Consider the following 25,456-nt stretch of genomic DNA (forward strand, 5'->3'; position numbering starts at 1 on the left):
GAGGCTGGCGATGAGGCCCCGGATCAGGTCCGGGGCAAGCCTGCGCGGCAGTTTCAGCCGCGCGGCATTCTCAGGACGATGCTGCGGCCACTCTTGACGTAGCTCAGCTGGCCGTCGCCGATCGACGAGACCCGGCCGCCGTCGATGCGGTCGCCGACCTTGACCTTCTTGTAGCGTCCGTTGGCCAGCCGGACCAGCGCGCGGCGGCTTGACGGTTTGCCGTATACGCCGATCAGGTTGACCCGGCGCAGGTTGATGGCGTTCTTCTCGGTCGCGGCGGAGGCGACGCTGGCACGCGACGGGATCGCCGGGGTGACCGTGCGCGGCGCGACGTTGCCGGCGCTTGAAGTAGCGGCGACGGCGGACTGTTGCTGGCGGGTAGCGCGGGTGACGAGCGCCGCGATGTTGGCGGGGCGCGTCTTCGGCTGGACCGACGCCGCCACCGCCAGCGCGCTGGCCTCGATCTGCTGTTCGGCCTCGGTCTTGGCCGGGTCCTCGTCCGGCCGCGGCAGTGGGCGCTTCTGACGCAGTTCCGCGAGGCTGACCCCGCCCAGATTGGCGCGCTCGTTCTGTTCGATCAGATCCCCCGGGCGCGGGTTGGGCCGCAGGCCGGCCAATGTGGGATCGGTGACGACCGGAGCGGTCTCAGCCGTTTCCGGAGCCTGCGGTTCGGCTGGTATTGCCTCGGCTGCCGGGGCGGTTGCGGTCTCGACATCGCCGCTTTCGTCGGTCTCGGCTTTTGCGGCAACCTCGGGCTGCGGCGCGTCTTCGGGCACGGGCAGCGGCGTTGGTGTCAGCGCGGCGTCGGGTGCGGTTGCCGCGCCGGGTTGGGCGGCAGGGTCGGGCGCCTCGGATGCCTCTGTCGATCCGTCGGGTACGGGCTGTGCCGCGGACTGCGCGGCAACGGTGCCGGGCCGCGGCGGCGGCTTGACCGGCGGCGGCCCCAGAACGAGCCGGAAACCCTCGGGGTGCACAACGCCCTCTGGCGTCGCCTCGATCAGCCCGTTGTCATCGAAGGTGAGACCGGCGTCCGGCGGATAGGGATTGCCCTGAGCCACCGGCGGCACATCGGTTGTCGCGTCGCGGGCGGCAGGAATGGCAATCGCGTCGTTCACCACGACGTTGCCGTCGATCGAGGCGACATAGACATCGCCCACGACATTCTGGCCGGGTTCGGCGGGCGGTGCCGGGGCGCGCTGCCAGATGCCGGTGGCGGCGTAGCGCGCCTCGGCCTGTTCCGGGGTCAGGGCCTCGGCCTCGGACGGGACGGACAGCCCGTCCACCTGATCCTCGACCAGATCGCGGCTCATGGCCGGGACACCTTGGCTGAGCGCGGCAACGTCGATGGCCGTCGGATCCTCGGCGTCGATGTCCGGGGCGGTGTCCGGCAGGGCCAGCGCTGTCTCCTCGACTGGGCGGGGCATGGGCTGCGAAGTGGTCTCGGTCGCCGGTTGATCGAGCTGGGCTTGCTCTGCGTCCACCTCGGAGGCTTCGACGATCACGGCGGAGGCCGTCACCGGGGTCCCTGCGTCACGCTCGATCAATCCCGCCAGACCGTCGTCCAGCATCAGCGTCGCCCAGGCCGCGACGGCGAGCATCACCAGCACGAGCGCCGCCGTCAGCATCACGCCGAGATAGCGGGGCTTGCCGCCGACCTTCTGCTTGCCGCGCGCGCCGAAAACCGTCATCCGCTCGCTTTCCTCGAGCGCGGCGCCGGTGGCCATCGCGGCGTTGGCCACACGGTCCTTGGCAGCTTGCGGCTTTCGATGTGCAAAGGCAGGCGCGGTGTCTGGCGTAGCGCTTTTGCTGCGGCGGCTGGCGAAACCGATCGGCTTGGCGGGCGGTGTCATCGCCCCGGAGGCCGCCGTCGGCGCGGCAGGTGCCGTCACGATGGGTGCCTGCCCGTCTTCCTGGGGCAGATCGTCGCTTTTCGGGCGCTTCGCGAAACTGTCGCGGGCCTTGGCTGCGATCTGGTCGCTGATGTCGGTCTCGGAGGCTGGCGATGCGACGGTCGGAGCCGTCGACGGTCCGGGTTTCGCGTTTTTCCTTGCAGGGCCCGGCGCACGGCTGGCGGCCTTGCCGAACCGCGGCTCCGGTCGGTCGCTGTTCAAGGCGGGTCCGGCCGGCGGCAGGGGCAGGTCACGGCGTGCGCGGATGCTTGTGAAGCCGGGCGTCTCCGACGGCCTGTCACGGATCGGCAGGGGATCCTTCTGGGCCGGCGACAGGGGCGGCAGGGGCGGCTGGCCTTCCGTAGCTGTCTTGACGACCGGTTCGGACGTTTCGGGTTTCGCCGCGGTGGCCTCCGGCGTCTTTTCGACAGGCTGTTCGGTGGTGGACGGCTTTGGGTCGGGCTGGGCAACCGGGGCCTTCAGGTTCGGTTCGTCCGCCGCCGCCTTGGCGTCGGCAGAGGTAGCCTCCTCGACCGGCTTTGCTGTGTCGGAAACGGCCTCTTCCGTCTGCTTGGTATCGACGGTGAGCTTGTCGTCCTCGTTTGCGGCGGGGCTGTCGGGCTGATCGTCCGTCGCAGGTTTGCCGTCGGCCACAGCCTCAGGGTCGGCATGGGGCGGGCTTTCGACCTGAGCCTTGGCTTGAGACGTCGTCTTGGCAGGGATCTCGGGCTTGGGGGCGGTCGATGCTTCGGTGTCGCCCGTCGCGGAAGACGCGTCTTCCGACGCGGGCGCGGTCGCGGGCATGTCCTTGGCGTCGGTGCCGGCCGCATCCTGCACCGCGTCCTTGTCTTCGGGCGCAGCTTCGGCCTTGGGTTCGTCCGGTGATTCGGGCGGCGGGCCGTCGAGAACCTTGATCGGGACATCGTCGCCCTGCACGGTCAGACCCGGGGTCAGCGTTGTCAGTGCCTTCTGCGTCGGGCCGAAGAACGGCTCACGCTTGAACCCGGCCCCATCCGAGATGTCCGAGACAAACCCCAGCGGCAGGAAGCCATTGTCGGCAGCGAAGCTTTCGGCCTCTTCCAGCGTTTCACGGGCGACGGCGGCGATATGCACCTCGTCGCCCTCGACGTGGAAATCGTAGACCAGTTCATCAATGGCATAGGGCGTCGCGCCGTCCAGTGCGGCCTCGACCGTCTCTGCGACAGATATGCCACGGTCAGGTTTCGAGACGTCGAGGAACTTGACCTGTTCGGTCGGAAGGACGAGCTTGACCTCGGGATCGCCCTCATCGGTCAGCCTGGTCGCGATGGCCCGCATCTGTTTGAGTGCCGCCGGCAGGTCGGCGACGGTCGGCGCGACCTTGTCCAGCCGATACCAGCCGTCCGGCGACCCGCCATAGGCTGACGCACGCCGCAAGAGCGCAATCCCGTCGAAGGACAGCAACAGTGCAAAATCTGGTTTCATCTGTCCGGCTTTCGCACTCCTTACGTGACCAATCAAGTATGGCCGCCTCGTCAGGGTAACTTAGGGCAGCTTCCCGCCGAGAAAAAGCCATTGCGCCGGATTGTCGCCACCCCGGGCTTGTGCCGGAGGCGTGGGGCACGCATCAATAGGGCGCATGGAATGCAATATAGCACAAGGGGCGCGGGAATGTTGAGGGTACTGATTGCAAACGCCTTTGCCGTATGGCTGATCACGCTGTCCGCGTCGGCGCAGGACGCCGGCGCTGAGGGGCAGATCGTCGTCACCGGTCGGGCCGAGGTGCAGGCCAGCCCGGATGTCGCGACGGTGACGCTGGGCGTGGCCCATGAAGCCCGCGATGCACGGTCAGCGATGGCGCAGGTTACCGCCGACGTCCGCGGGCTGTTTGAGCGTCTGCAGGCCGAGGGCGTGCAGCCGCGCGACGTGCAGACCACCACGCTGAGGCTCGATCCTGTGTGGCGTCCGCGCTCGAACACGCAACCGGCCGAGGCGCCGATGATCGTCGGGTTCGTCGCGCGCAATGACATGACCATCCGCCTGCGCGAGATGGATCAACTGGGCGACGTGCTCGAGCTGCTTCTGGCGGACGGGGCGAATCGGTTCTCGGGCGTGAGCTTCGGATTGCGCGACCCCGAGCCGCTGCTGGATACCGCTCGCCGAAACGCTGTAGCCGATGCGCGGCGCAAGGCCGGGATCTATGCGCAAGCCGCGGGGGTACGTTTGGGAGAGGTCCTGAGCATTTCGGAGCCGGGCGCGTCGCAGCCGCCGGGCCCGGTGTTCGCGCGGATGGAATCGGCGGAGGGTATGGCCATCGCGCCGGGCGAGCTGACGTTTTCGGCAGAGGTGACCATCGTGTACCGGATCGGGCCGCAACGCTGATCGGGGTGCCATCCGGGTATCGGACAGCCGGGCAGCGGTCACTCTGTCGGCAGGAAGAAGGCATTGCGCTCCATCAGGCCAGCCATCCGATAGCCGAGATCGGGGAAGAGTTCGTTCAAACGTTCTTCGGTTCTTCGCTGCGCCCGGGGTCTGTCGACCTCGAGCACGATCAACGGGCGGCAGCGCTGGATCAGGCCGCGCGCACCCAGCATGGCAGGCCATTCATGACCTTCGAGGTCGAGATGCAGGATCCGCACCCGGCGCGAGGCGTCGATCAGCGTATCGATCGTCACCACCGGTACATCGACGGTGCGACCGGGGATTGGGGCGTCGACCACCTTTGCGCGCGCCGCCATCGGTTCGCCATTGTCGGCCACCACGAGGAAGCTGAGCGTTCCGGCCGCTTCTCCCACCGCAAGCGGATGCAGGGCGACGTTCCGCAGCCGGTTCAGCCGCAGGGTCTCGCGCGCGGCGGCATGGCTGAGCGGCACCGGCTCAAAGCTGTGCACGGTGGCGCCGGGGGCCATGGCCTGCGACAGCGCGGGAAGGAAATCGCCGACGAAGGCGCCTCCGGTGACGATGTCGCCGTCCTGCACCCAGCGGCGCAGGAACCTCAGCGTGTTCGGTTCGTAGACGCCGCCGGACAGCAGCGTGCGGGGCACCTCACGCTTGGCGTAGTCGTCGGGGATGCAATAGAACCCGTATTCGTTGACCGCGACGGTCCGGGCGAATTGGGGGTCTGCAAGGGCGTTTTCGGCGCCTTTGGCCGGGACTGGACGGGTCTGCATCTCGGGCCTCGCTGTCTTTTCCACAGCATAGGCAGCAGGCCTGACGGCACCAAGTGATTTCGCGCCCCACAGGATGTGCGGGGCGCGAGGTGTTGCAAGCCTCAGGCAGAGGCCTTGGTCAGCGCCTGGTCGAGATCGGCGATCAGGTCGTCGGCGTCCTCTGTCCCGATCGAGATGCGCACCACGTCGGGGCTGGCGCCCGCCGCCTTCTGCTGCTCTTCGGTCAGCTGTCGGTGGGTGGTCGAGGCCGAGTGGATCACAAGGCTGCGGGTGTCGCCGAGGTTGGCGACATGGCTGAACAGCTCGAGGCTGTCGACGAACTTGACGCAGGCATCATAGCCGTCCTTCAAGGCCACGGTGAACAGGCCGCCGGCGCCCTTGGGGCAGATCCTGGCTTTACGATCCTTGTAGGGCGAACTGTCCAGCCCGGCATAGGTCACGCCCGCGACGGCGTCATGCCCCTCGAGCCATGCCGCGATCTTCTCGGCGTTCTGCACGTGGCGTTCCATGCGCAGCGACAGGGTCTCGATCCCCATCAGCGTGTAATGCGCCGCCTGCGGGTTCAGCGTCATGCCAAGATCGCGCAACCCGATGGCAATGCCGTGGAAGGTGAAGGCAAGGGGGCCAAAGGTCTCGGCGAACTTGAGGCCATGGTATGCAGGCTCCGGCTGGCTGAGCGAGGGGAACTTGTCCGACGCGGACCAGTCGAATTTGCCGGAATCCACCACGCATCCGCCGGTAACGGTGCCGTTGCCGGTCAGGTATTTGGTCATGGAATGCACCACGAGGGTCGCGCCATGCTCGATCGGGCGGCAGAGGTAGGGCGTGGCCGAGGTGTTGTCGACAATCAGCGGCAGGCCGGCGCCGTCGGCGATCGACGCAAGGGTGTCCAGGTCGGCGATATGGCCGCCGGGGTTGGCAATGCTTTCGCAGAACACCGCGCGGGTGTCATCGTCGATGGCCGCCTTGACCGCGTCGGTGTCGTCGATGTCGACGAACTTCGCCTCCCAGCCGAACCGCTTGATGGTCTGGCTGAACTGGGTGACGGATCCGCCGTAAAGCCGGGTCGACACCACCACGTTTTTGCCCGGCCCCATCAGCGGAAACAGCGCCATGATCTGCGCCGCATGCCCCGACGAGCAGCAGACCGCGCCGACGCCGCCTTCGAGCGTGGCGACACGTTCCTGCAGCACCGCGACCGTGGGGTTGGTCAGCCGCGAATAGATGTAGCCGACTTCCTGGAGGTTGAAGAGCGCCGCCGCATGTTCGGCATCGCGGAATACATAGGCCGTGGTCTGGTAGATCGGCGTCTGTCGCGCGCCGGTCGCCGGATCGGGCCTGCTGCCTGCGTGGATTTGTAGCGTGTCGAAGCCATAGGTGGGGGCGTCGGTCATGGGGTCCTCCGTCAAATTTCCGCGGAGGTTATGCAGGAGGGGAGCGGAAGGCCAGAGGTTATGACCCTCAGGGTTCGAACGTCACTGCGCTGAGTACCGGATTTGCGGACAAAGTGAGCTTTCGCGTCGGCTGCTGCAATGGCTGGTTCCGGTTATGCTACTCTTCTGCCGAGCGGCGATCCCATGATCGTCGCCGAAACTCTTGGAGGAACGCTACAGTATGATTGCTTACGTCACCGTAGGAGCAGACGACATCGCGAAGGCTGAACGCTTCTACTCGGCATTCCTCCCAGCTCTTGGCTACAGGCTTGAAGCGTATCACGGAGACTTGAGCTACATTTTGCCCGCAGAGCCAGCTCAGTCCCTCGTTCAGCCGGATTTCTACGTCAAATCTCCCTTCAATGGGAAATCTGCATCGGCTGGGAACGGCGCAATGGTCGCATTTCAGGCGCAATCGCAGAAACAGGTCCGTGACCTTCATGACGCCGCTTTAGCTGCGGGCGGCTCGGACGACGGGCAACCAGGTTTTCGGGCCTGTTATGGTCCCCATTTCTACGTCGGCTATCTTCGTGATCCGCACGGCAACAAGATCGCGCTGTTTTCCAGTGATCCTAACGAACCCGGGCGCGATAGGTAACGCGGGAGCCGACATTAGGACCAGCCTCAGCATCACGCGGTCTGGGCTCTGTGCTGACATTCAGCCCCAGTGATAAGCGCCCCGTCCAGCCTTTCTCTACCGCATCCAGAACCCTTCGCGCTTGATACGGTTGCGGATTGCCTGCTCGCGGCCGGGCAGGTTGTCCTGGTCGAACATCTCGCGCACCTTGTGGCCGCGGCCCTGATAGATCATCCGAAGCGCCGGTTCGTGATCCTTTAGGCGTTTCTTGATCTTGTTGGGGCCGGTGACGGTCTCGAGCGTGTCGATCACGTGTTTCGGCTCGCGCGCGTAGAGCATCGGCAGCACCCTGTAATGGCAGGTGTGCGTACCGTCGAGCATGCCCGCGGGCAGGGTGTCGCGGCCGCCGCCGAGCGAATGGATCACCAAGGGCAGGGCGACCTGATCGAGCCAGGGGTTCATCGGCTGGCAAGCCAGTTCGGACGGCGGGTCGTCGCGGATGGTCAGGGCGTAGTCGAGGAAACGGTCTCCGAACAGCTTGGGACACTTGTAGAAAAAGTACCCGGCGTTGAAATAGAGGTAGCGCTGCCAGTATTCGTCGGGCTGGCTCAGATCCAGCGAGCTGTCGAAGTCCAGCCCGAAGCGGTCGTAAAGCGCCTTCCACGTCTCGGTGTAGCCCGGACCGTAAAGCTCGATCTTGGGCCAGGTGCCCTCGCGCCGCATCGAGGCGGTGGGACGGTCGAAGTCGAAGGGCACCTCGCGCAGGTCGCCGGTGATCAGCGTGTCGGTATCGAAGAACACGAAGGGTTCGCCCTCGGGCAGGACGGAGAGCGCTTCGATCTTGTTGCCGTAGGGATAGGCCTTGCCGAAGTGGCGGCTTTCGAACGGCACAAAGTCGACGCCCTGTTCCAGCAGAAGGTTGCGCAGGTCCTCGTCACGGATCCGGGGATCGTTGGGCCAGAGCGGGCCTGGCTGCGGCTCGGCCAGAAACAGCTTGCCACGAAAGCCGCGCATGTGGTGGCGCAGCGAGGCGGCGAAGATCAGCGCCTCGTATTGCAGACGCCCGGACTGGCCGATGATCAGGATGTTGAACGGCGTGTCGCCTATCGGTTCTGCCGTCATTGGCTGGCTGCCCCCGGTGTTGTAATGACGTCTTTTTCGCCGACTATAGGCCGGAAAAGTCCGTGCCTAAAGCATTTCGGTGGTCTTTTTCGGGCAGTGCCGCAGGGCCCGTGTCTGCATGCTCAACGTGAGACGAACGTGTCGCCGGCCGGCACCGCGAATGCCGAGCGACGCAACAGGTGGAAGCGCCCCGTCGCGGGGTCGGAGCGCAGCAGAGACAGCGCGTCGAGCGTGAAGGGGCCGGAGAGATGCGGTGCGAGATGGGCCGCGAGGCTGTCTTTCATTACGGGAAGCTCGTCACGGCGCAAGGGGTCGGTGAGGGTGATGTGAAAGCGGAAATCCTCGAACACGTAGGGATATCCCCAGCGGGCAAGGTTCTGCTCCTGTCGCGGGCTCAGGGTCGATTTGCGCCGGCGGTAGATCTCGGCTTGGCCGGGTGGCGCGCGGAAGGCATCGAAATACCGGACGATTTCGGCCGCGCGGGCGGAAAGGGCGTCGGTGTTTCCGCGCGGGACAAGGGCGAGGAAGCCGCCGATACGAGCGAGGTCGAGGCCCTCCAGCGCGACCGGAGGTCGTGTGGCGGCGAAATCCTGAACGGCGCGGTCCAGCGCCGCGGCAGTGCGCGTTTCGGCAAGGTGGAAAGGCGGCTTCAGCGTGCCATGGGGGCCATATTTGCGGGGCCGTTCGGTCAGGGCGGACACCGGCCGCGGCAGGCCCGGCAGAACGGGGTGCGGACGCTCGCATCCTACGGCGGGGTCCCAGCCCAGCCAATGGCTCAGCGCCTCGGCCAGCGGGCCGGGCGGCGGTGTGTAGTAGAGCGCATAGCGGGGCTGCATCGTCATTTCTTGCGCAGGCGCGCGCGCAGGTGGCGTTCGAGCGTGTCCCAGACAAGTCGGATGCGGCGCGAAGTCTTGACCTCCCGGTGGGCCACCAGCCAGACAGGGTACTCTATCGGGCCGTTCCCCGGCAGCAGGCGGGTCATGCCGGGGGTGGTGTCGCCCAGAAACTCCGGCGCGATGCCGATGGCGACACCCTGCCGCGCCAGTTCCCAATGCACGAGGTGGTTGTCCGAGCGGATCGCCAGCATGTCGGGCGTCAGAGCGATGCCGAAGCGGGCGAAAGCGCCGATCATGCTCTCGGCACTGTCCATTGCGATGAATTCGTGGCCGGCGAGGTCGTCGAGCGACCGTGGCATTCCGCGCTGGGCGAGGTAGCTATCGGAGGCATAGAACCAACCGGTGTCGATGGCGATGCGCTTGGCGGTAAGGGCAGGGTCCTCCGGTTGGGCGTTGCGGATGGCGATGTCGGCTTCACGGCGGCGCAGATCGGTGACGGCATTGGTCGCCACGATCTCGATCTCGAGACCGGGAGCGACGGCGCGAAGCTCGGCGATGACCGGCGGCAGCAGGAACGCGGAATAGATCTGGGACGCGGTGATGCGGACGTGCCCGTTGATATCCTGCGAACGGCCGGAGGCGGTCAGCGAGATGCGGGTGGCGGCCTCGCCCATGGTCCGCACGTGGTCGATCAGTTCCAGCCCCGATGGCGTCAGTTCCAGTCCGCGCCCGGTGCGTTCGAACAGGGCGACCCCAAGCTCATCCTCTAGCGCGCTGACCTGCCGCCCAAGGGTGGGCTGCGCCATTCCCAGCGCCCGCGCCGCGGCCGACAAGGAGCCTTCCTCGGCGGTGACGAGAAACGCCCGCGCCCGGTTCCAGTCGAAGGTGACGCTGCGCCAGTCCATGCGTTGACGCATATCAGGCCTGCGGAATTGGTCAATTCCCCGAAGGGATGTGCATGGCTTACTTTGCGGCAACGCGATAGGAGGCTTACATGAAAGCGGCGGTGTACAAGGAATACGGCGGACCGGAGGTGGTTCGCATCGAGGATTTGGCCCAACCCGAACCGGGCAAGGGCGAAATTCTGGTGAAAGTGGCGCATGGCAGCGTGACCACGGCGGACTGGCGCCTGAGAGCGGCGGCGTTTCCCGGTGTGCTGGCGGTGCCGGGCCGGCTGATGTTCGGCCTTCGTCGGCCGCGCTCAGCGGTGCTGGGCAGCGATTTCGCCGGCGAAGTGGTGGCCTTGGGTGCGGGGGTGACGGAGTTCGCGCTCGGACAACAGGTCTACGGTTTCACGATGCTGGGGGCGCACGCGGAATACCTTGTGGTCAAGGCCTCAGGCGCGGTGGCGCCTCTGCCGGAGGGGTTATCGTTGCAGGAGGCGGCGGCAGTGCCGTTCGGCGGGCTTTCCGCGCTGGTGTTCCTGCGCGACCATGCGAAAGTGCGGCCAGGACAAAGGATCATGGTGATCGGCGCCTCGGGCGGCGTCGGGGCCTATGCCGTGCAGATCGCGAAGGCGCTGGGCGCCGAGGTGACGGGGGTTGCCTCGGGCGGGCACGAGGGGTTCGTGCGGTCGCTGGGCGCGGACGATTTCGTCGACTACCGGCAGCAACGTTTGCGCGATGTGACCGGGAATTACGATGCCGTTGTCGATACGGTGGGCGCGGCGCGGTTTGGCGACCTGCGGCACCTTCTGGGGCGGAATGGCGTCTTCGTGCCGTTGAACTTCGGCCTGCGCGAACTGGGACAGGCGCTGTGGGCGCGGCTGCGCGGTGGGCCTTGGATTGCGATAGCGATCAGTGGCGACACGCGCGCCGACCTCGACGTGCTGGGCGGGTTGATCGCAGAGGGCAGGCTGCGGCCGGTGGTGGACCGGCGCTACCCGCTGGCGGACATCAGGACAGCCTATCAGCATGTCGAGGGACGGCACCGGGAGGGTGCGGTGTTGCTGGACATGGCGGCGTAAGGGACAAGCGGGCCGCGGAGGGGCCTTACGCCCCTGTCGCCGGAAGCAGCGGATCGGCGATGGGCTTCAGCGCCGCGTAGAGTGTGGCGTGGATCGGTGTCGGGATGCCATGGCGGGCGCCGATCCTGACCACGTCGCCGCTGAGGTATTCGAGCTCCAGCGGCTTGCCGTTGCGCAGATCGTCGAGCATCGAGGCGTGCATGTGGTCCGGCAGGTTCTGGATGAAAGTCCAGATCGTCTCGACCGTGTCGGCGGGCAGCGCCGGTTGCGCGGCCTGGGCGACCGTGACGGCCTCTTCGATGGCAGAGCGGAACAGTCGCCACGAGGCCGCATTGGCGCGCAGGGGACCGACGTCCAGCCCGGTAAGCGTGGTCAGCGAGGCCAGTGTGGACTGGCCGCAGAACTTGGTCCAGAGGTCGTTGAGGATATTGTCGTGCAGCACCGGCGTGACGCCGGCCTCGGCAAGGACTTCGTGCAGCCGGTCGCAGCGCGGGCTGGTGCCACCCTTGGCCTCGCCGAAGGTGAACATGTCGAAAGGCGCGGAGTGGGTGATCTCGCCGGGGGCGGTGATGGCCCCGGGGATACGGGCGACCCCGGGCACGACATGCCCATCCCCGATGACGGCCGCCAGACGCTCCCATGCGGTGACGCCGTTCTGACAGGTGACCACCATGGTGTCGGAGGTCAGCATCGGGCGGATCGCCTCGGCGGCGGGTTCGACGTCGATATTCTTGACCATGAAGAGGATGACCTCGGCCGTTCCGGCCTCGGCAGGGTCACCGGTGGCGCGAATGTCGGGCAGATGCGCGTCGCCCTTCTGGCTGCGGATGCGCAATCCGTCCTGTTGAAGCGCTTCTAGGTGACTGCCACGGGCAATCAGCGTAACGTCGTGCCCGGCCTGGGCCAGCCGTCCGCCGAAGTAGCCGCCCAGCGCGCCTGCACCCATCACTGCGATCTTCATGACGCCGCCTCCCTCATGACCTTTGGTCAACTATCATGTGGAACCGGCCGTGAGGAAAGGATTTCCGGCCGCCGGGACCGGGTTACACCATTTCGCCTGAGGGAAAATGGTGGGCGACCCTGGAATCGAACCAGGCGTGCGTCTCCGCGAGGGAGTTACAGTCCCCTGCCACACCTTGCGGCCTGTCGCCCACTGTGTGGCGCTGATTAATGATGCCCCGTTGCGAGGTCAAGGCGAAAAACCGGGAAAATCGCGGGGCTTTTCGCCGGGTATTCCTCGTGGCTGCTTGCACCCCGGATCCGGCGGCGTCATTGTCGCGCGAATCCGGAGGGCAGGGCATGAAGAAACCGAAATGGGTGGTCGAGAAGGAACAGGCCAAGCGCGCGGCGGCGGCCGAGACGGTGTGGCTGTTCGGCCTGCACGCGGTGCGCGACGCGCTGGAAAACCCCAGGCGCGAGAAGCTGCGCCTGATCGTGACGCGCAACGCCGCCGACAAGCTGGCCGAGGCGATTGCCGCCAGCGGGATGACGCCGGAGATGGCCGATCCGCGCAAATTTCCGGCGCCGCTGGATCCGCAGTCGGTGCATCAGGGCGCGGCGCTCGAGGTGAAGCCGCTGAACTGGGGCGGTGTGCAGGAGGTGGCCCTGGCCGGCGGCGCGGGGCCGCAGCGGCTGGTGCTGCTCGACCGGGTGACCGATCCACATAACGTCGGCGCCATCCTGCGCTCGGCCGAGGTGTTCGGCGCCCGGGCGGTGATCGCGCCGGCGCGGCATTCGGCGCCCGAGACCGGTGCCCTGGCCAAGACAGCCAGCGGCGCGCTTGAACGGCAGCCCTACCTGCGAGTGCGCAACCTGTCCGACACGATCCTTGAGTTGCGCGACATGGGCTATCTGGTGCTCGGGCTGGCGGGCGAGGCGGATGAAACCATCGAGACCGCCTTGCAGGACCGTACCGATCGCCCGGTGGCGCTGGTGCTGGGCGCCGAGGGACCCGGCCTGCGCGAACGGACGCGCGAAAGCTGCGACGCACTGGTGAAGATCGCCTTCGCCGGGGCTTTCGGGTCGCTCAACGTGTCGAACGCCGCGGCAGTGGCGCTTTATGCCAGCCTGCCACGCGGCTGAGGGGTTCCTTTCGCGGCACCAGTGCTTACCTTGAACCCCGGACAGAGCGGAGAGAGCACATGCCGCAGGGCACGAAGATCGCCACATGTTGTTACTGCGGCACCCGCGCGGCACTGGTCCTGCGCGGTGACAAGAGCCATGAGCTGAGCTGCGCCTCCTGCGGGGCACCGCTGCATGATCTCAAGCAGATGCCCGCGTCGCGGATGGCGGATTACGAAACGCCCAAGCGGATGCCGAAGCCGCAAAGGCGGAAGGGCGTGACACCCAACCCGCTGTGGGAGTTGCGCGGCGCCGACCGCGGGCGCAAGAAGAAGAAGTCGAAGCGCAAACGCGGGGTCAGCTGGTTCCTCGACGAGGCTTTCGATGTGATCGAGGATATCTTCGACTGACAGGGAGGTACGGCCATGGCGAAACCGAAGACCTACGAGGGCCGCGACATCGCGGTAAGTTTCGACATGGCGCGCTGCATCCATTCGCGCAATTGCTACCTGCGGCTCAGCGAGGTCTTCGACCCGTCGCGCCGCCCCTGGGTCGATCCCGACGCTGCCCCGGCCGAGGAGATCGCGGCAATGATCCGCACCTGTCCGTCGGGGGCGCTGACCTTCAGCCGCCGGGATGGCGGACCGGAAGAGACCCCGCCGAAGGTCAACCGGGTTGAGGTGCAGGAAAACGGACCCCTGGCGGTGGCGGGCGATCTGACATTGGGCGGAGACCGGTGTACGCGGGTGACGCTCTGTCGGTGCGGGCTGTCGAAGAAAAAACCCTATTGCGACTACAGTCACGTGAGAGCCGGGTTCACCGCCACCGGAGAACCGTCAGAGGCCGAAGACAAGGAAGCCGAGGACGGGCCTCTTGCGATCGCTGCACGCGAAAACGGCCCCTTGGTGCTGACCGGCCCGGCCGAGGTCGTCTCGGGCACCGGCCGCAAGGTCAAGCGGGCCGGCAAGCTGGTCCTGTGCCGGTGCGGGCAATCTGGCAACAAGCCGTTTTGCGATGGCAGTCACAAGGACGCGGGGTTTCACGGCGACGCGGTGTAACCGGAATGCCAGTGCTGGCGCGGTAGGGGGACCGCCCGCAGTAACCGTGTCGTGCAAGGGGCGTCCGGACGCTAACCCCGTTGTTTCGCTTTCGACCGCAACGTGAGATTCACGCCGTATGTCTTGCGCGCTGTGACCAACCGCAGGTCCTCGGGGTCCATGCCGAGCGACAGGATGGTGTGCGGATCATAGCGGTCCTTCGCGGCGGAGCGGTCATAGGGGGTGCCGAAAATCCGGTCGATCCAACCCATGCCGAAACTGACGTGAAAGGTGGTCTCGTGATCGTTGAAGTGATGGCGCAGGTGGCTCTGCGTCACCTTCTTTCCGAACCAGCCCTTCGGAACCTTCAGATGTGCCAGCGTGTGGCAGTATTCATAGAACGTATAGGCGGTGACAGAGCCGAGGAAGATCGCGACAGCCGAGAAGACGAGTGCCGCCCACAGCCCGACGAAGGGCCATAGCACGACACAGTGCAGCGCCACCGAGATCAGCCCGAACTTCAGCGCGTACCAATCGTCGCCGCCGGTGAAGAACTCGGGGTCGTCGGGTCTTTCGTGGTGGCCGATATGGCTGCGGTAAAGCTCGTTGAAGACACCTTGTTCGGTGGGCGGTTCGCGGTGCAGCAGGAAGCGGTGCATCGCGTACTCCACCACGAATTGCAGCAGAATGCCGTAGAGGACGGCCAGCAGCAGCACCGGCGAAAAATAGGCGATGAACAGGCCAAGCCCGATCATCCAAACCGGGACCAGACGCTGGAGCGATCCCATGTGGATCAGAACCCGAAGTGTCGCGAGCATGATGCATTCCCTCTTGCCGGCCGGCGATCCGGCTGTGACAGCACGCAGTCTGACCCGGATGAACCGACGGGGCAACAGGATGCAGCTGTCACGCAGGCCATGCCGGGCAAAGACGTTGCGTCCGCCGTCGGCCCCGGATGCTGCTGGCAAGGCTCCGGCATGGGCGGCAAACCCTTTTGACTTGGCCGGGAAATCAGCCGATAACTGGCTGATATTGCGAGGCGCGATCTTGGGGAGGAGGGCGCGATGGGCAGACGGGTTCTCGTCATCGAGGACGAGCCGAACATCACCGAGGCCATCAGCTTCTTCCTGTCGCGCGACGGCTGGGAGGTGTTCACGCATTCCAATGGCCAGAACGCCATGGAAGCGGTCGAGCGGCGCGGGCCCGACCTGTTGATCCTCGACGTCATGCTGCCCGGCAAATCCGGTTACGAGATCCTGCGCGAGCTGCGCGCCGATCCCCGCTGGCAGGGGCTGCCGGTACTGATCCTGACCGCGCGCGGGCAGGACAGGGACCGCGAAACCGCGCGGGCCGCCGGGGCGAGCCGCTTCATGACTAAGCCTTTCTCGAACACCGAGATACTGGAGGCGGTGCGCGAGCTGGTCCCGGCATGAGTCCGCGGCCCGGGCATCTGTTCGTCGAACGTCAGACCTATCGGCGGCGGCGGATACAGGATGCGGCGCGGTTTCTGCCGGTTCTGGCGATCGTGCTGATCATGGTGCCCCTCCTGTGGTCGCAGGGGTCGGACGGTGTCACCATGTCGGGCGCGATCCGCTATCTCTTTTCGCTCTGGGCGCTTCTGGTCGGCGTGGCGCTGCTGCTGTCGCTCCACCTGCGTGACGACCGCGAACAGGTGCAGGACGCCGAGCGCGACGGTCGTGCGGACAGAACCCGATGACCAGCGTCAACCTGCTGATCATCGTCTGCACGCTCTACGTTGCGCTGTTGTTCCTCGTGGCCTTCGTGGCCGAGCGCAGTGCGATGCGGGGCCGCGGGCGCTGGTTGCGCTCACCCATCGTCTATACGCTATCCCTGTCGATCTATTGCACGGCATGGACGTTCTACGGCGCGGTGGGCTATGCCGCGCGGTCGGGGATGGAATATATCACCATCTATCTAGGTCCGACGGTGGTGATGATCGGCTGGTGGTGGGTTCTGCGCAAGCTGGTGCGGGTGGGCCGGGCCCAGAGAGTGACCTCCATCGCCGACCTGATCTCGTCGCGCTTCGGCAAGTCGAACCTGCTGGCTGTGGGCGTCACGCTGCTCGCGGTGATTGCCGCGACACCCTATATCGCGCTGCAATTGCAGTCGGTGACACTGTCTTTTGACAGTTTTGCCGAGGCTGCGGGCCAACCCGGAACCGGCGACGGCAGCGGTGTGTCGACCGCGCTGTGGGTGGCCATGGGGCTGGCATTCTTCACGGTGCTGTTCGGCACCCGCAACCTGGATGCCAACGAACGTCACCATGGCGTGGTCATGGCCATCGCGGTGGAAGCCGTGGTCAAGCTGGTGGCCTTGCTGGCTGTCGGGGTCTTCGTGGTCTGGGGCCTGTCGGGCGGGGTAAGCGAGACCCTGGCGCGCATCGATGCCTCCGAGATCGGCCAGTGGCAGATGCATGGCGGGCGCTGGGCGACGCTGACCTTCCTGTCGGCGGCGGCCTTCCTCTGCCTGCCGCGCATGTTTCAGGTGATGGTCGTCGAGAATGCCGATGAGGCGCATCTGCGCACCGCCTCCTGGGCGTTTCCGGGCTATCTGATGCTGATAAGCCTGTTCGTGGTGCCGATCGCCGTGATGGGCCTCGAGCGGCTGCCTGCGGGCTCAAACCCCGACCTGTTCGTGCTGACGCTGCCGCTGGCCGAGGGGCAGACGGCACTCGCGATCTTCAGTTTTCTCGGCGGCTTTTCCTCAGCCACCTCGATGGTGGTGGTGGCTTCGCTGGCGCTAGCGACCATGGTGTCGAACCACATCGTCATGCCGCTCTGGCTGCGGTTATCCGGCGCCCGCGCGAGCGTTTCGGGCGACGTGCGGCACGTGGTGCTGTTGTCGCGGCGGATCTCGATCGCGGGGATCGTGCTGCTGGGCTACGTCTATTACCGGGTCTCGGGTGGCGGCGCGGCGCTGGCTGCGATCGGACTGATCAGCTTTGTCGGTGTGGCGCAGGTGTTGCCGGTGATGATCGGCGGGCTCTACTGGCGCGGCGCCACGCGGTTGGGCGCGTTGGCCGGGTTGTCGGTGGGCTTCACGCTCTGGGCCTATACGATGTTCCTGCCCGGTCTCGGGGTGGTGCCGCAGGCCGTGCTGGATGCCGGGCCTGCGGGCATGACATGGCTTCGGCCTCAGGCGTTGTTCGGCATCGGCGGGCTCGACCCGCTGGTCCACGCCGTGTTCTGGAGCCTGCTTCTCAACGCGGTGAGCTTCTTCGTGGTCTCGCTGGCGACCTTCCCGACCCCGATGGAGCGGTTGCAGGGCGCGCAATTCGTCAACGTGCTTGACCAGTCCGGATCGGCGCGCAGCTGGTCGGCGGGGGCCGCACAGGCCGAGGACCTGATGGTCATGGCGCAGCGCATCCTTGGTGCGCGCGAGGCACAGGCGTTCTTTGAACAGGAAGCCGCGCGGCAACTGGGGCGGGTCGTGCATCCCGGCGAACTGCCTGAGCCGGACCCGGACTTCCTGCAACGCCTTGAACGGGAGCTTTCGGGCTCGGTCGGGGCGGCCACGGCCCACGCCATGGTGGCGCAGATCGTGGGCGGTGCATCGGTCTCGGTGCACGAGCTTCTGGCGGTGGCCGACGAGACCGCGCAGATGATCGAATATTCCGACCGGCTGCAGGCCCAGTCCAAGGAATTGGCCGCCACCGCTGCGAAGCTGCGCGAGGCCAACGCAAAGCTGACCCGCCTGTCGGTGCAGAAAGACGCCTTCCTCAGCCAGATCAGTCACGAACTGCGCACGCCGATGACGTCGATCCGGGCGTTTTCGGAGATCCTGCGCGATACGCAGGATGTGTCGCCGGACGAGCAACGCAAGTATTCGTCGATCATCCATGACGAATCGGTGCGGCTGACGCGGTTGCTGGATGACCTGCTGGACCTCAGCGTGCTGGAAAGCGGACAGGTGAACTTGAACATGCGCGCCGGCATCCTGCGCGAAGCGCTCGACAAGGCGGTTGCGTCGGCGGCGACGGGCGAGGATGGCCAGAGCCTGCGCATCCTGCGCATCCCCGAAGAGGAAGAACTGCCGCTCGTTACCGACTTCGACCGCTTGGGGCAGGTGTTCATCAACCTGATCACCAATGCCCGCAAGTATTGCGACGCCGAGACGCCCTTCCTGACGATTCGCGCCGAAACGGGGTCTGACGGTCAGGTGCATGTCGATTTCATCGATAACGGCAGTGGCGTACCGCCCGAGGCGCTCGACCTCATCTTCGAGAAGTTCGCCCGCGCCTCGCCGCAGCGGGCTGGCGGAGCAGGGCTTGGGCTGTCGATATGTCGGCAGATCATGGATCGGCTGGGGGGCAGGATCGAATACCTGTCCGGCGCCCGCAATGCGCACTTCCGGGTCACATTGCCCTTGGCATCCGCGCGCGACGCCGAAGATCGTAAGTCGATGGTAACCAATTGACGCCATAGATCGATGCCATGCTTAACGGGCCGAACGGGCCCATGGCCGACCGGGATTTCATGGCTGAGACACGGCGAACGAACCTGTTGAAGGACCTTGCCTCTGCTGCACGCAGGGAACAGGAAACCCGCGTGATGTCGCCCGCGCGGGCGCTTCGGCTGGGGCTCGCACGGTCCGCGGCGCAGTTGCTTGAGCTGCCGTTGCAGGTGACGGAGCTGAAGATATCCGATCTCGGCATCGACGCGCTGACAGATACCTTGCCCGACGACATGCTGCTGGCCCTGCTTGACGGACCCGATGGCGCGCGCGGGGCCGTGGCGCTTGACCGGGCGCTGGTGACGTCGCTGATCGAGGTGCAGACCATGGGCGCGGTCAGCACCTTGGCCGTGACCGAGCGCAGGCTGACGCCGACCGATGCCGCTATGGTGGCGCCCTGGCTGGATTCTGCGCTGGACCGGATCGATGCCTCGCTGGGCCAAGACGCGGCCCCGGACGACGGCGCCTGGATTCTGGGGTTTCGCTTCGGTGCGATGGTGGAAAGCGCGCGCGCCCTGTCTTTGGCCCTGGAAGCACCGGATTTTCACATGCTGAGGCTGAGTGTCGATGTGGCGCTGGGACGCAGAACCGGCACGATGGTCCTGCTGCTGCCGGCCGAGAAACCTTTGGAGCAACCCGATCCCACGGTCCGCAAGGAACCGCAGGAGACCTTCCTCGCCGTCCCGACGGAACTGTCGGTAATCGCGGCGCGGCTCAGCTTGCCCTTGTCCGAGGCAGGCGCATTGCAGCCCGGCGACGTGGTGCCGCTGGGCGGCCTGCTGCTGGAAAAGGCAGAATTGCGTGCACTGGACGGACAATTGGCCGGCCGGGCGCACCTTGGCCGGTTGGGTGACAACTGGGCGGTGCGCTTCAAGGGCGCGGCGCCTGTGGCGGCTGCGCTGGCTGCGCCGCCGGACCCCAAACCGGCCGCAGTCGCCGATCTGCCCGATGTCATGGGGGCAGCGGTGCCCAACCTGCCGGCCGTGACCGATTTGCCCGAAACCCTGCCGGACCTGCCGCCACTGGATTTCGACAGCCCGCCCGCGCCGGGACAGACCGCGTTACCCGGTGCCGGCGGTCCGGACTGGACCCCATCGGAACCTGAACAGGGATGAGGTAAGGTCCGTCGCTGTCCTAGCGACCGCGCAGCAGATCCAGTTGCGGGCGCAAACCATCGAGCGCGTAACCGGCTTCGGCGGCCCTGGCGAGGATTGCGTCGGTGTCCATCGCGCCCTGCATCGCCTGCGCCAGTGACCAGATCACGGTACACCGTGTGCCAGAGGCGCAGTATGCAAGAACCTTGCCCTTCGCGCCGTCCACCAGCGCCATCTGTGCCTCGATGTTCTCGGGTGTCATCGTCTGATGGGTGAGAGGCAGGACATGGAAGTTCAACCCCTCGGCTTCCACCGCGGCACGCAGCGCATCGGCCTGAAACTCGGGCGGCACCTCGGCATCCGGCCGGTTGCAGATGACCGTCGAAAATCCTGCGGCTGCGATGGACGGAACATCCCCGGGCGCGATCTGAGGTGAGACGTGATAGCTCTTGTCGACGTGTCTAATGTCCATGGCTTTCTCATAGGATGCGGCGTTGTTGCTGTCCAGACGGGCAAAAAAAGTTGTGGACAAATTCCGGGCCTGCCTGCATGAGGCGGCGCGCGGGATGCGCCAAGTTATTCGAATGCCGGTAAATTCAGCACATACGTCAACTATGATGAAACTTTTACGCAAAACAACTATAACGTGCGCGTCGGGGTGACCCGAATCTGTCGTAGTGTTAGTGTGTCCTTAATCGCGGGGAGGCGAGAACATGTCGGAAACTGACTACAAAACCCTGGTAGCCAACATCGAGTCCCAGATAGCCGCCAGCGGCTTTCGTGAACGGGCCCAACTGCGTCAGCATTTGGCCGCTCTGCATGAAAAGGCGCAGGGCCTTGGTCTGGGCATGAGCCGCCGGCGCGCCCGGCCGGAACAGGACCGGATCGACGATCTGGTCGAGGCTCAGTTCGACAACGTGCCGGTCTGACGCCGGAACGCAAAGGGGACCGCGTTCAGCCGAACGAGATCCCCAGGATCACCATCATCAGGCCGATCACGGACAGAAACAGCGCCGCCAGATTGCGCGGCAGCACCTTTTGCATCACTGCACGCATCTCGTCGTCCGGCAATGCCGCCTTGCGGGCGCGGATGACGGTGACGATGCACCAGACCAGCCCTGCAAGCCCGGCAACCGAGACCGCAGCCCCACCCCAGATCAGCCATTCCATCGCGTCGCCCTCCGGCTTTGTCCGTTCGCGCGTCGGTAAACCAGCGCCAAAGGCATCGCAAGCCCTTGCGGGGCGGGCGGCCACCGGCTAGCAGAGGGCCGATCCGAGCAAAACCAACATGAGGCCCCCATGAGCGATACAAGTGGTCCCGACTCGCAAGCCGACGCGACCGGCGCAGAACTCCGCCAGTTCATCGAGCGCGTCGAGCGGCTGGAAGAGGAAAAGGCGGAAGTCGCCGAGCAGATCAAGGAAGTCTTCGCCGAAATGAAAGGCCGCGGCTTCGACGTCAAGGCGATCCGTCAGATCCTGCGCGAGCGCAAGCAGGACCCCAACGATATCGCCGAGCAGGAAGCGATCATCGACATGTACAAGGCCGCGATCGGCATGTAAGCGGCGGGCCGTCCGGCCCCGGGCGGCCCATGTGAAAGGGCAGGGCGATGGACTGGGTCAAGATCATACACCTGCTCTGCGTGATGGGCTGGATGACCTCGATCTTCGCGGTCCCCCGCGCGCTGATCTACTGGAAGCGCGAATGGGCGCGGCTGGGTGAATTCGGGCCGTTGGGCGACCTGACGGTGCGGCTCTACCGCTTTTCGGCGGGCCTCGGCGTGATCGCCCTGCTGACCGGGCTCTGGCTGGGCTGGAGCTGGGATTTCGCGCCCTGGGTCTGGCTCAAGCTGGCGTTGGTGGCGGCACTTGCCGGACATTACGTGATGACCGGTCTCATGGTGGCCCGCGCGCGCAGCGGAGAGTTCCGCGAAAGCGACCTCTACCTCCGTATCTTCAACGAAATCAGCGTGCTCGGCGTGATCGCGGTGCTTTGGGTCGTGGTGGTCAAACCCTTCTGAGCCTCAGCTCAGATAGTAGTTTTTCGGGCGTTTCGGCTCTGGCGCCGGAAGGCCCAGATGCGGCGCCAGGCTGATCTCGACGGTGCGGCACATGGCATCCAGCGAAAGTCCGTTGACGGTCTCGCCGAACGGATGGGCCAGTTCCTCGGTCACTTCCGCCAGACCGAAGAAGACGTAGGCCACCACTGCGACGAAGACCGGCGTCATCCAGCCCGCGGGCTCCAGCAGGGCCAGCGGCAACAGCAGGCAATACAGATAGGTCGTGCGGAAGATCAGCAGCGAATAGACGTAGGGCAGCGGCGTGCTGGCGATCCGCTCGCAACCCGCTTGGGCCGCGCCGATGCTGGCCAGCCGTTCGGTCAGCGCCTTCTGGCCAAAGCCGTTCAGGGTTTCGTCGCGCGCGGCTGCCGCAAATTCAGCCGACATCGCGTCCAGCGCGGCGTCGGGCGGATGCGGCGTGCCCGAGAAATCCCGGCCGGCCCATGTCGCAGCCTGCCCGTCGTCCTTGAGCTTCCGCAGGTTGACCCGGTGCAGGTGCACGAAAGCCAGCGCGATCCGCAGCACGGTCTCACGGCGGGCGGTATCGGTCAGGAAAACCTCGGTTTCGCGGCCAAGGGCGCGCATGTCGGCGATGATCTGCCCCCACAGCTGCCGCCCGGCTCGCCAGCGGCTATAGGCAGCGTCGTTGCGGAACCCGAGGAACAGCGACAGGGCGACGCCGAACACCGCGAACGGTGCGGTCGCGGGGTGCGGCAAGGGTGTCACGAAACGGTCGACGGCCACGACCCCGGCCGAAATAAGCGTCATCCCGATCAGCCGCGGCAGGATCAGCGGAAAAACCGATCCGCGAACCGCGAACAACAGATCGCCAAGCCGGGGCTTGTCACGCAGGATCACAGCGCGCGCCAGCCGATGTCGCGGCGATAGAAACCTTCGGGCCAGTCGATCCCGTCCGCCATGTCATAGGCCCGGTCACGCGCCTCCTGCAGCGTCGCACCGCGCGCCGTGACGTTCAGCACCCGGCCCCCGGAGGCGGTGATCGCCCCATCCTTTACAGAGGTGCCCGCGTGAAAAACCATGTGGCTGCTGTCTTCAGGAGCGGAGTCCAAGCCCTTGATGACGCTTCCCTTATCGTAATCTCCGGGATAGCCGGTGGCGGCCATCACGACGGTCATGGCGTGATCGTTGGCCCAGTTCACCTGCGCCTCGTGCAGCCGCTCCTCGGCGGCCGCATGCATCAGGTCGAGCGCTTGCGCCCCCAGCCTCAGCATCAGGACCTGGCATTCCGGATCACCGAAGCGCACGTTGTATTCCACCAGCCGCGCTTGCCCATCCTTGATCATAAGCCCGACGTAGAGCACCCCTTGATAAGGCGTGCCGCGGCGGGCCATCTCGGCCAAAGTAGGATCGACGATCTGCTCAAGCGCCTGTTTCTGCAAGGCTTCCGTGAGAACCGGCGCCGGGGAATAGGCGCCCATGCCGCCGGTGTTCGGCCCGGTGTCGCCTTCGCCCACGCGCTTGTGGTCCTGCGCGGTGCCGATGGGCAGAGCGGTCTTGCCGTCGCAAATTACGAAGAAACTGGCCTCTTCGCCTTCCATGAACTCCTCGATCACCACCTCGGCGCCGGCCGCCCCGAAGGCGCCGCCGAACATGTCGTCGATGGCTGCCAGCGCCGTGGCCTCGTCCATCGCCACGATCACGCCCTTCCCGGCGGCCAGGCCATCCGCCTTGACAACGATAGGAGCGCCTTGCTTGCGTATGTAATCCTTGGCTTTTTCGGCATCGGTGAAATGTGCGTAGGCGGCAGTGGGGGCCTTGGCCGCGTCGCAGATTTCCTTGGTAAAGGCCTTTGACGCCTCCAGCCGTGCCGCCGCCTGCGAGGGACCGAATACCAGCATCCCAGCATCGCGCAACCGGTCGCCGACACCCGCCGCCAAAGGCGCCTCGGGGCCGATGATGACGAAATCGATGTTCTCGGCCTCGGCCAGTGCCAGCACCGCTCCAGCGTCCGTGATATCCACCTTCGCGCAGGTGGCGATCATCGCGATCCCGGCGTTGCCCGGCGCCACGATCAACTTGTCGCACTTCGGGTTCTGGAGCGCCGCCCAAGCGAGGCTGTGTTCGCGCCCGCCGCTGCCGAGGATGAGGATGTTCATGGGGCTCTCCGCTTGGCCTTTGTCTCGGCGCGTTTTAGGGTCACGCCAGAGCAGTTACAAGCAGAGCAGAGTGATGTCCGACCTGATCGACGACGCCGAACCGGGGGTGAACGCGCCGGAGTTTTCCGTCTCCGAGATCTCGGGGGCCATCAAGCGAGTCATCGAGGGCGAATTTGCGCATGTCCGTGTCAAGGGTGAGATCGGCCGGGTGTCGACTCCAAGATCGGGGCATATCTATCTGGACTTGAAGGATGATCGGTCGGTCCTGTCGGGGGTGATCTGGAAAGGCGTGGCGTCGCGCCTGACCACTCGGCCAGAGGAAGGCATGGAGGTCGTGGCCACCGGGCGACTGACGACGTTCGGCGGGCAGTCCAAGTACCAGATCGTCATCGAAGATATCAAACCCGCCGGTGTCGGCGCCCTGATGGCGATGCTCGAGGCACGCAAGAAAGCCCTGGACGCCGAAGGGCTTTTTGCCCAGGATCGCAAGAAGGCCATCCCCTACCTGCCTGAAATCATTGGCGTCATCACGTCTCCCAGTGGGGCTGTGATCCGCGATATCCTGCACCGGCTGCGCGACCGGTTCCCGCGCAAGGTGCTGATCTGGCCGGTGGCAGTGCAAGGGGCCGGCTGCGCCGCCGAGGTGGCGCGCGCCATTGAAGGCTTCAACGCGATGAGCGCCGGCGGCGCGCTGCCCAGACCGGACCTGCTGATCGTGGCGCGCGGCGGCGGTTCGATCGAAGATCTCTGGGGCTTCAACGAAGAAATCGTGGCGCGGGCGGTCGCGGCCTCGCAGATCCCGTTGATTTCGGCGGTGGGGCACGAGACCGACACCACCCTGATAGACTTTGTCTCGGACCGGCGTGCGCCGACACCGACCGCGGCGGCGGAGATGGCGGTGCCGGTGCGGTTGGAACTCATGGCGTGGCTCGAAGGCCAGGGCGGCCGACTTGCCCAGGCGCTGACCGGCGGACTGGCGCAGCGTAGGCAAAGGCTCAGGGATCTGTCGCGGGCCTTGCCTCGCGCCGAGACGCTTGTCGAAGGACCCCGGCAGCGACTGGACACTTGGGGCGACAGGCTGCCCGTGGCGCTTGAGCGCGGCGTCGCGCGTCGCCGGGTGCATCTGTCCGAAGTGTCCGGCGCGGTACAGGTGTCTGCCCTGCGACGGATGCTGACACAGGATCGTCGGCGGCTGGATCAGCTTGCGTCCAGACTGGCGCCGGTCTTGCGTCGGGGCGTGGATGGCAAACAGGACCGCCTGGCGGGTCTGCGCCTGTCTCAGCGCCAAGTGATGCGTGACATTTTCGTTTGCAGAGAGCGGCTTGCAAGCCTTTCTTCACGGCTTTCCGAGGCCGGTCTGCGACACCTGCGGGAGCAGAGAACCCGGCTGGAGTCGATGGACCGTCTGCGCGAAACAATGGGGTACAAGGCGACGCTGGCGCGTGGCTATGCGGTCATCCATGGCGAAGACAGTCTGATCACGACGAAGACCGAGGCCGAAGCCGCGTCGCGGCTGGAAATCGAATTCGTCGATGGCAGGCTGAAACTGGGAACAGGCAAGCCCGCGCAGCGCCGCGGGTCGCGCAAGCCTCCGGAACAGGGGTCGCTGTTCTAAGACACTTGCGCAAGCGTTCCCGGTATGTTC

The 25,456-nt window shown here is 65.9% G+C and carries 26 protein-coding genes and 1 tRNA gene; 14 read left to right on the forward strand and 13 right to left on the reverse strand.

Features of this window, described 5'->3' with window-relative positions; all coding sequences use genetic code 11:
• Nucleotides 1-53: 53 nt before the first annotated feature.
• Nucleotides 54-3,353, reverse strand: coding sequence for a hypothetical protein (locus tag AC04PT_RS01315; protein WP_482871683.1), 3,300 nt, complete (start codon nucleotides 3,351-3,353; stop codon nucleotides 54-56).
• Nucleotides 3,354-3,539: 186 nt separating this feature from the next.
• Here AC04PT_RS01315 and AC04PT_RS01320 point away from each other — a divergent pair, with 186 nt between their 5' ends.
• Entirely contained in the window at nucleotides 3,540-4,250 is a 711-nt protein-coding gene (locus AC04PT_RS01320; protein ID WP_482871684.1) for an SIMPL domain-containing protein, read from the forward strand.
• Between the two features lie 38 nt (nucleotides 4,251-4,288).
• Here AC04PT_RS01320 and AC04PT_RS01325 read toward each other — a convergent pair whose 3' ends face one another.
• Both AC04PT_RS01325 and AC04PT_RS01330 read right to left on the reverse strand, forming a co-directional pair.
• Entirely contained in the window at nucleotides 4,289-5,038 is a 750-nt protein-coding gene (locus AC04PT_RS01325) for an FkbM family methyltransferase (RefSeq protein ID WP_482871685.1), read from the reverse strand.
• 101 nt (nucleotides 5,039-5,139) lie between these two features.
• Nucleotides 5,140-6,432 carry an O-acetylhomoserine aminocarboxypropyltransferase/cysteine synthase family protein gene (locus AC04PT_RS01330; protein WP_482871686.1) on the reverse strand — a complete coding sequence of 431 codons (1,293 nt, stop codon included), beginning with the start codon at nucleotides 6,430-6,432 and terminating at the stop codon, nucleotides 5,140-5,142.
• Nucleotides 6,433-6,652: 220 nt separating this feature from the next.
• Here AC04PT_RS01330 and AC04PT_RS01335 point away from each other — a divergent pair, with 220 nt between their 5' ends.
• Complete coding sequence (locus AC04PT_RS01335) at nucleotides 6,653-7,069, forward strand: VOC family protein (RefSeq protein WP_482871687.1); 417 nt, start codon at nucleotides 6,653-6,655, stop codon at nucleotides 7,067-7,069.
• A 96-nt stretch (nucleotides 7,070-7,165) separates the two neighbouring features.
• On the opposite strand, the gene AC04PT_RS01340 is transcribed toward AC04PT_RS01335, so the two are convergent.
• From AC04PT_RS01340 to AC04PT_RS01350, 3 genes are all read right to left on the reverse strand, one after another.
• Entirely contained in the window at nucleotides 7,166-8,170 is a 1,005-nt protein-coding gene (locus tag AC04PT_RS01340; protein WP_482871688.1) for a hypothetical protein, read from the reverse strand.
• Nucleotides 8,171-8,292: 122 nt separating this feature from the next.
• A complete protein-coding gene (locus AC04PT_RS01345) occupies nucleotides 8,293-9,012 on the reverse strand; it encodes a DUF1045 domain-containing protein (protein WP_482871689.1) in 720 nt (239 codons plus the stop codon).
• A complete protein-coding gene (locus AC04PT_RS01350; RefSeq protein WP_482871690.1) occupies nucleotides 9,009-9,911 on the reverse strand; it encodes a LysR family transcriptional regulator in 903 nt (300 codons plus the stop codon). Before AC04PT_RS01350 ends, AC04PT_RS01345 begins: the two co-directional genes overlap by 4 nt.
• An 89-nt stretch (nucleotides 9,912-10,000) precedes the next feature.
• On the opposite strand from AC04PT_RS01350, the gene AC04PT_RS01355 reads away from it, so the two are divergent.
• Complete coding sequence (locus tag AC04PT_RS01355) at nucleotides 10,001-10,972, forward strand: NAD(P)-dependent alcohol dehydrogenase (protein ID WP_482871691.1); 972 nt, start codon at nucleotides 10,001-10,003, stop codon at nucleotides 10,970-10,972.
• 25 nt (nucleotides 10,973-10,997) lie between these two features.
• Here AC04PT_RS01355 and AC04PT_RS01360 read toward each other — a convergent pair whose 3' ends face one another.
• The gene (locus AC04PT_RS01360; RefSeq protein ID WP_482871692.1) at nucleotides 10,998-11,933 is read right to left on the reverse strand and encodes a ketopantoate reductase family protein; all 936 of its coding nucleotides are present in this window, start codon (nucleotides 11,931-11,933) and stop codon (nucleotides 10,998-11,000) included.
• Nucleotides 11,934-12,040: 107 nt separating this feature from the next.
• A tRNA-Tyr gene (locus AC04PT_RS01365) sits at nucleotides 12,041-12,124 on the reverse strand.
• A gap of 147 nt (nucleotides 12,125-12,271) precedes the next feature.
• Here AC04PT_RS01365 and rlmB point away from each other — a divergent pair.
• From rlmB to AC04PT_RS01380, 3 genes are read left to right on the forward strand one after another with little or no spacing between them, the layout of a single operon-like run.
• A complete protein-coding gene (gene rlmB / locus AC04PT_RS01370) occupies nucleotides 12,272-13,054 on the forward strand; it encodes a 23S rRNA (guanosine(2251)-2'-O)-methyltransferase RlmB (protein WP_482871693.1) in 783 nt (260 codons plus the stop codon).
• A 59-nt stretch (nucleotides 13,055-13,113) separates the two neighbouring features.
• Nucleotides 13,114-13,443, forward strand: coding sequence for a hypothetical protein (locus tag AC04PT_RS01375; RefSeq protein WP_482871694.1), 330 nt, complete (start codon nucleotides 13,114-13,116; stop codon nucleotides 13,441-13,443).
• A gap of 15 nt (nucleotides 13,444-13,458) precedes the next feature.
• On the forward strand, nucleotides 13,459-14,091 hold the full coding sequence (locus AC04PT_RS01380) for a CDGSH iron-sulfur domain-containing protein (RefSeq protein ID WP_482871695.1): 633 nt from the start codon (nucleotides 13,459-13,461) through the stop codon (nucleotides 14,089-14,091).
• A 71-nt stretch (nucleotides 14,092-14,162) separates the two neighbouring features.
• On the opposite strand, the gene AC04PT_RS01385 is transcribed toward AC04PT_RS01380, so the two are convergent.
• Nucleotides 14,163-14,888: a sterol desaturase family protein gene (locus tag AC04PT_RS01385; protein WP_482871696.1), complete on the reverse strand. Its 726-nt coding sequence runs from the start codon at nucleotides 14,886-14,888 to the stop codon at nucleotides 14,163-14,165.
• 246 nt (nucleotides 14,889-15,134) lie between these two features.
• Between AC04PT_RS01385 and AC04PT_RS01390 the strand changes: the two genes are divergently transcribed.
• The 4 genes from AC04PT_RS01390 to AC04PT_RS01405 are packed head-to-tail and all read left to right on the forward strand — an operon-like array spanning nucleotide 15,135 to nucleotide 19,658.
• Nucleotides 15,135-15,503 carry a response regulator transcription factor gene (locus AC04PT_RS01390; RefSeq protein WP_482871697.1) on the forward strand — a complete coding sequence of 123 codons (369 nt, stop codon included), beginning with the start codon at nucleotides 15,135-15,137 and terminating at the stop codon, nucleotides 15,501-15,503.
• Nucleotides 15,500-15,787, forward strand: coding sequence for a hypothetical protein (locus AC04PT_RS01395; protein ID WP_482871698.1), 288 nt, complete (start codon nucleotides 15,500-15,502; stop codon nucleotides 15,785-15,787). The genes AC04PT_RS01390 and AC04PT_RS01395 overlap by 4 nt, the downstream gene beginning before the upstream one ends.
• Nucleotides 15,784-18,507, forward strand: coding sequence for an ATP-binding protein (locus tag AC04PT_RS01400; protein ID WP_482871699.1), 2,724 nt, complete (start codon nucleotides 15,784-15,786; stop codon nucleotides 18,505-18,507). Before AC04PT_RS01395 ends, AC04PT_RS01400 begins: the two co-directional genes overlap by 4 nt.
• Before the next feature lie 59 nt (nucleotides 18,508-18,566).
• Entirely contained in the window at nucleotides 18,567-19,658 is a 1,092-nt protein-coding gene (locus AC04PT_RS01405; RefSeq protein ID WP_482871700.1) for a FliM/FliN family flagellar motor switch protein, read from the forward strand.
• A gap of 19 nt (nucleotides 19,659-19,677) precedes the next feature.
• On the opposite strand, the gene AC04PT_RS01410 is transcribed toward AC04PT_RS01405, so the two are convergent.
• Complete coding sequence (locus AC04PT_RS01410; RefSeq protein ID WP_482871701.1) at nucleotides 19,678-20,109, reverse strand: protein tyrosine phosphatase family protein; 432 nt, start codon at nucleotides 20,107-20,109, stop codon at nucleotides 19,678-19,680.
• Between the two features lie 241 nt (nucleotides 20,110-20,350).
• On the opposite strand from AC04PT_RS01410, the gene AC04PT_RS01415 reads away from it, so the two are divergent.
• On the forward strand, nucleotides 20,351-20,566 hold the full coding sequence (locus AC04PT_RS01415) for a hypothetical protein (RefSeq protein ID WP_482871702.1): 216 nt from the start codon (nucleotides 20,351-20,353) through the stop codon (nucleotides 20,564-20,566).
• Between the two features lie 25 nt (nucleotides 20,567-20,591).
• On the opposite strand, the gene AC04PT_RS01420 is transcribed toward AC04PT_RS01415, so the two are convergent.
• Complete coding sequence (locus AC04PT_RS01420) at nucleotides 20,592-20,807, reverse strand: hypothetical protein (RefSeq protein ID WP_482871703.1); 216 nt, start codon at nucleotides 20,805-20,807, stop codon at nucleotides 20,592-20,594.
• A gap of 129 nt (nucleotides 20,808-20,936) precedes the next feature.
• Between AC04PT_RS01420 and AC04PT_RS01425 the strand changes: the two genes are divergently transcribed.
• Nucleotides 20,937-21,197, forward strand: a complete 261-nt coding sequence (locus AC04PT_RS01425) for a DUF2312 domain-containing protein (RefSeq protein ID WP_482871704.1) — start codon at nucleotides 20,937-20,939, stop codon at nucleotides 21,195-21,197.
• Nucleotides 21,198-21,244: 47 nt separating this feature from the next.
• Nucleotides 21,245-21,655 carry a CopD family protein gene (locus tag AC04PT_RS01430; RefSeq protein WP_482871705.1) on the forward strand — a complete coding sequence of 137 codons (411 nt, stop codon included), beginning with the start codon at nucleotides 21,245-21,247 and terminating at the stop codon, nucleotides 21,653-21,655.
• Between the two features lie 3 nt (nucleotides 21,656-21,658).
• Here AC04PT_RS01430 and AC04PT_RS01435 read toward each other — a convergent pair whose 3' ends face one another.
• Complete coding sequence (locus AC04PT_RS01435; RefSeq protein ID WP_482871706.1) at nucleotides 21,659-22,552, reverse strand: bestrophin family protein; 894 nt, start codon at nucleotides 22,550-22,552, stop codon at nucleotides 21,659-21,661.
• Nucleotides 22,549-23,811, reverse strand: coding sequence for a phosphoribosylamine--glycine ligase (gene purD / locus AC04PT_RS01440; RefSeq protein ID WP_482871707.1), 1,263 nt, complete (start codon nucleotides 23,809-23,811; stop codon nucleotides 22,549-22,551). The genes AC04PT_RS01435 and purD overlap by 4 nt, the downstream gene beginning before the upstream one ends.
• A 73-nt stretch (nucleotides 23,812-23,884) precedes the next feature.
• On the opposite strand from purD, the gene xseA reads away from it, so the two are divergent.
• The gene (gene xseA, locus AC04PT_RS01445; protein WP_482871708.1) at nucleotides 23,885-25,426 is read left to right on the forward strand and encodes an exodeoxyribonuclease VII large subunit; all 1,542 of its coding nucleotides are present in this window, start codon (nucleotides 23,885-23,887) and stop codon (nucleotides 25,424-25,426) included.
• Nucleotides 25,427-25,456: the final 30 nt, after the last annotated feature.

This window comes from Litorisediminivivens sp. KMU-197 (assembly GCF_056858395.1).

What these genes read in the sequence shown, in the direction of transcription:
- xseA (WP_482871708.1), top strand. Translation starts at nt 23,885, where the DNA reads ATGTCCGACCTGATCGACGACGCCGAACCGGGGGTGAACGCGCCGGAG.
- AC04PT_RS01335 (WP_482871687.1), top strand. Translation starts at nt 6,653, where the DNA reads ATGATTGCTTACGTCACCGTAGGAGCAGACGACATCGCGAAGGCTGAA.
- AC04PT_RS01430 (WP_482871705.1), top strand. Translation starts at nt 21,245, where the DNA reads ATGGACTGGGTCAAGATCATACACCTGCTCTGCGTGATGGGCTGGATG.
- AC04PT_RS01395 (WP_482871698.1), top strand. Translation starts at nt 15,500, where the DNA reads ATGAGTCCGCGGCCCGGGCATCTGTTCGTCGAACGTCAGACCTATCGG.
- AC04PT_RS01350 (WP_482871690.1), bottom strand. Translation starts at nt 9,911, where the DNA reads ATGGACTGGCGCAGCGTCACCTTCGACTGGAACCGGGCGCGGGCGTTT.
- AC04PT_RS01330 (WP_482871686.1), bottom strand. Translation starts at nt 6,432, where the DNA reads ATGACCGACGCCCCCACCTATGGCTTCGACACGCTACAAATCCACGCA.
- AC04PT_RS01360 (WP_482871692.1), bottom strand. Translation starts at nt 11,933, where the DNA reads ATGAAGATCGCAGTGATGGGTGCAGGCGCGCTGGGCGGCTACTTCGGC.
- AC04PT_RS01340 (WP_482871688.1), bottom strand. Translation starts at nt 8,170, where the DNA reads ATGACGGCAGAACCGATAGGCGACACGCCGTTCAACATCCTGATCATC.
- AC04PT_RS01315 (WP_482871683.1), bottom strand. Translation starts at nt 3,353, where the DNA reads ATGAAACCAGATTTTGCACTGTTGCTGTCCTTCGACGGGATTGCGCTC.
- purD (WP_482871707.1), bottom strand. Translation starts at nt 23,811, where the DNA reads ATGAACATCCTCATCCTCGGCAGCGGCGGGCGCGAACACAGCCTCGCT.
- AC04PT_RS01410 (WP_482871701.1), bottom strand. Translation starts at nt 20,109, where the DNA reads ATGGACATTAGACACGTCGACAAGAGCTATCACGTCTCACCTCAGATC.
- AC04PT_RS01355 (WP_482871691.1), top strand. Translation starts at nt 10,001, where the DNA reads ATGAAAGCGGCGGTGTACAAGGAATACGGCGGACCGGAGGTGGTTCGC.
- AC04PT_RS01375 (WP_482871694.1), top strand. Translation starts at nt 13,114, where the DNA reads ATGCCGCAGGGCACGAAGATCGCCACATGTTGTTACTGCGGCACCCGC.
- AC04PT_RS01325 (WP_482871685.1), bottom strand. Translation starts at nt 5,038, where the DNA reads ATGCAGACCCGTCCAGTCCCGGCCAAAGGCGCCGAAAACGCCCTTGCA.
- AC04PT_RS01390 (WP_482871697.1), top strand. Translation starts at nt 15,135, where the DNA reads ATGGGCAGACGGGTTCTCGTCATCGAGGACGAGCCGAACATCACCGAG.
- AC04PT_RS01400 (WP_482871699.1), top strand. Translation starts at nt 15,784, where the DNA reads ATGACCAGCGTCAACCTGCTGATCATCGTCTGCACGCTCTACGTTGCG.
- AC04PT_RS01320 (WP_482871684.1), top strand. Translation starts at nt 3,540, where the DNA reads ATGTTGAGGGTACTGATTGCAAACGCCTTTGCCGTATGGCTGATCACG.
- AC04PT_RS01385 (WP_482871696.1), bottom strand. Translation starts at nt 14,888, where the DNA reads ATGCTCGCGACACTTCGGGTTCTGATCCACATGGGATCGCTCCAGCGT.
- AC04PT_RS01405 (WP_482871700.1), top strand. Translation starts at nt 18,567, where the DNA reads ATGGCTGAGACACGGCGAACGAACCTGTTGAAGGACCTTGCCTCTGCT.
- rlmB (WP_482871693.1), top strand. Translation starts at nt 12,272, where the DNA reads ATGAAGAAACCGAAATGGGTGGTCGAGAAGGAACAGGCCAAGCGCGCG.
- AC04PT_RS01425 (WP_482871704.1), top strand. Translation starts at nt 20,937, where the DNA reads ATGAGCGATACAAGTGGTCCCGACTCGCAAGCCGACGCGACCGGCGCA.
- AC04PT_RS01415 (WP_482871702.1), top strand. Translation starts at nt 20,351, where the DNA reads ATGTCGGAAACTGACTACAAAACCCTGGTAGCCAACATCGAGTCCCAG.
- AC04PT_RS01345 (WP_482871689.1), bottom strand. Translation starts at nt 9,012, where the DNA reads ATGACGATGCAGCCCCGCTATGCGCTCTACTACACACCGCCGCCCGGC.
- AC04PT_RS01420 (WP_482871703.1), bottom strand. Translation starts at nt 20,807, where the DNA reads ATGGAATGGCTGATCTGGGGTGGGGCTGCGGTCTCGGTTGCCGGGCTT.
- AC04PT_RS01380 (WP_482871695.1), top strand. Translation starts at nt 13,459, where the DNA reads ATGGCGAAACCGAAGACCTACGAGGGCCGCGACATCGCGGTAAGTTTC.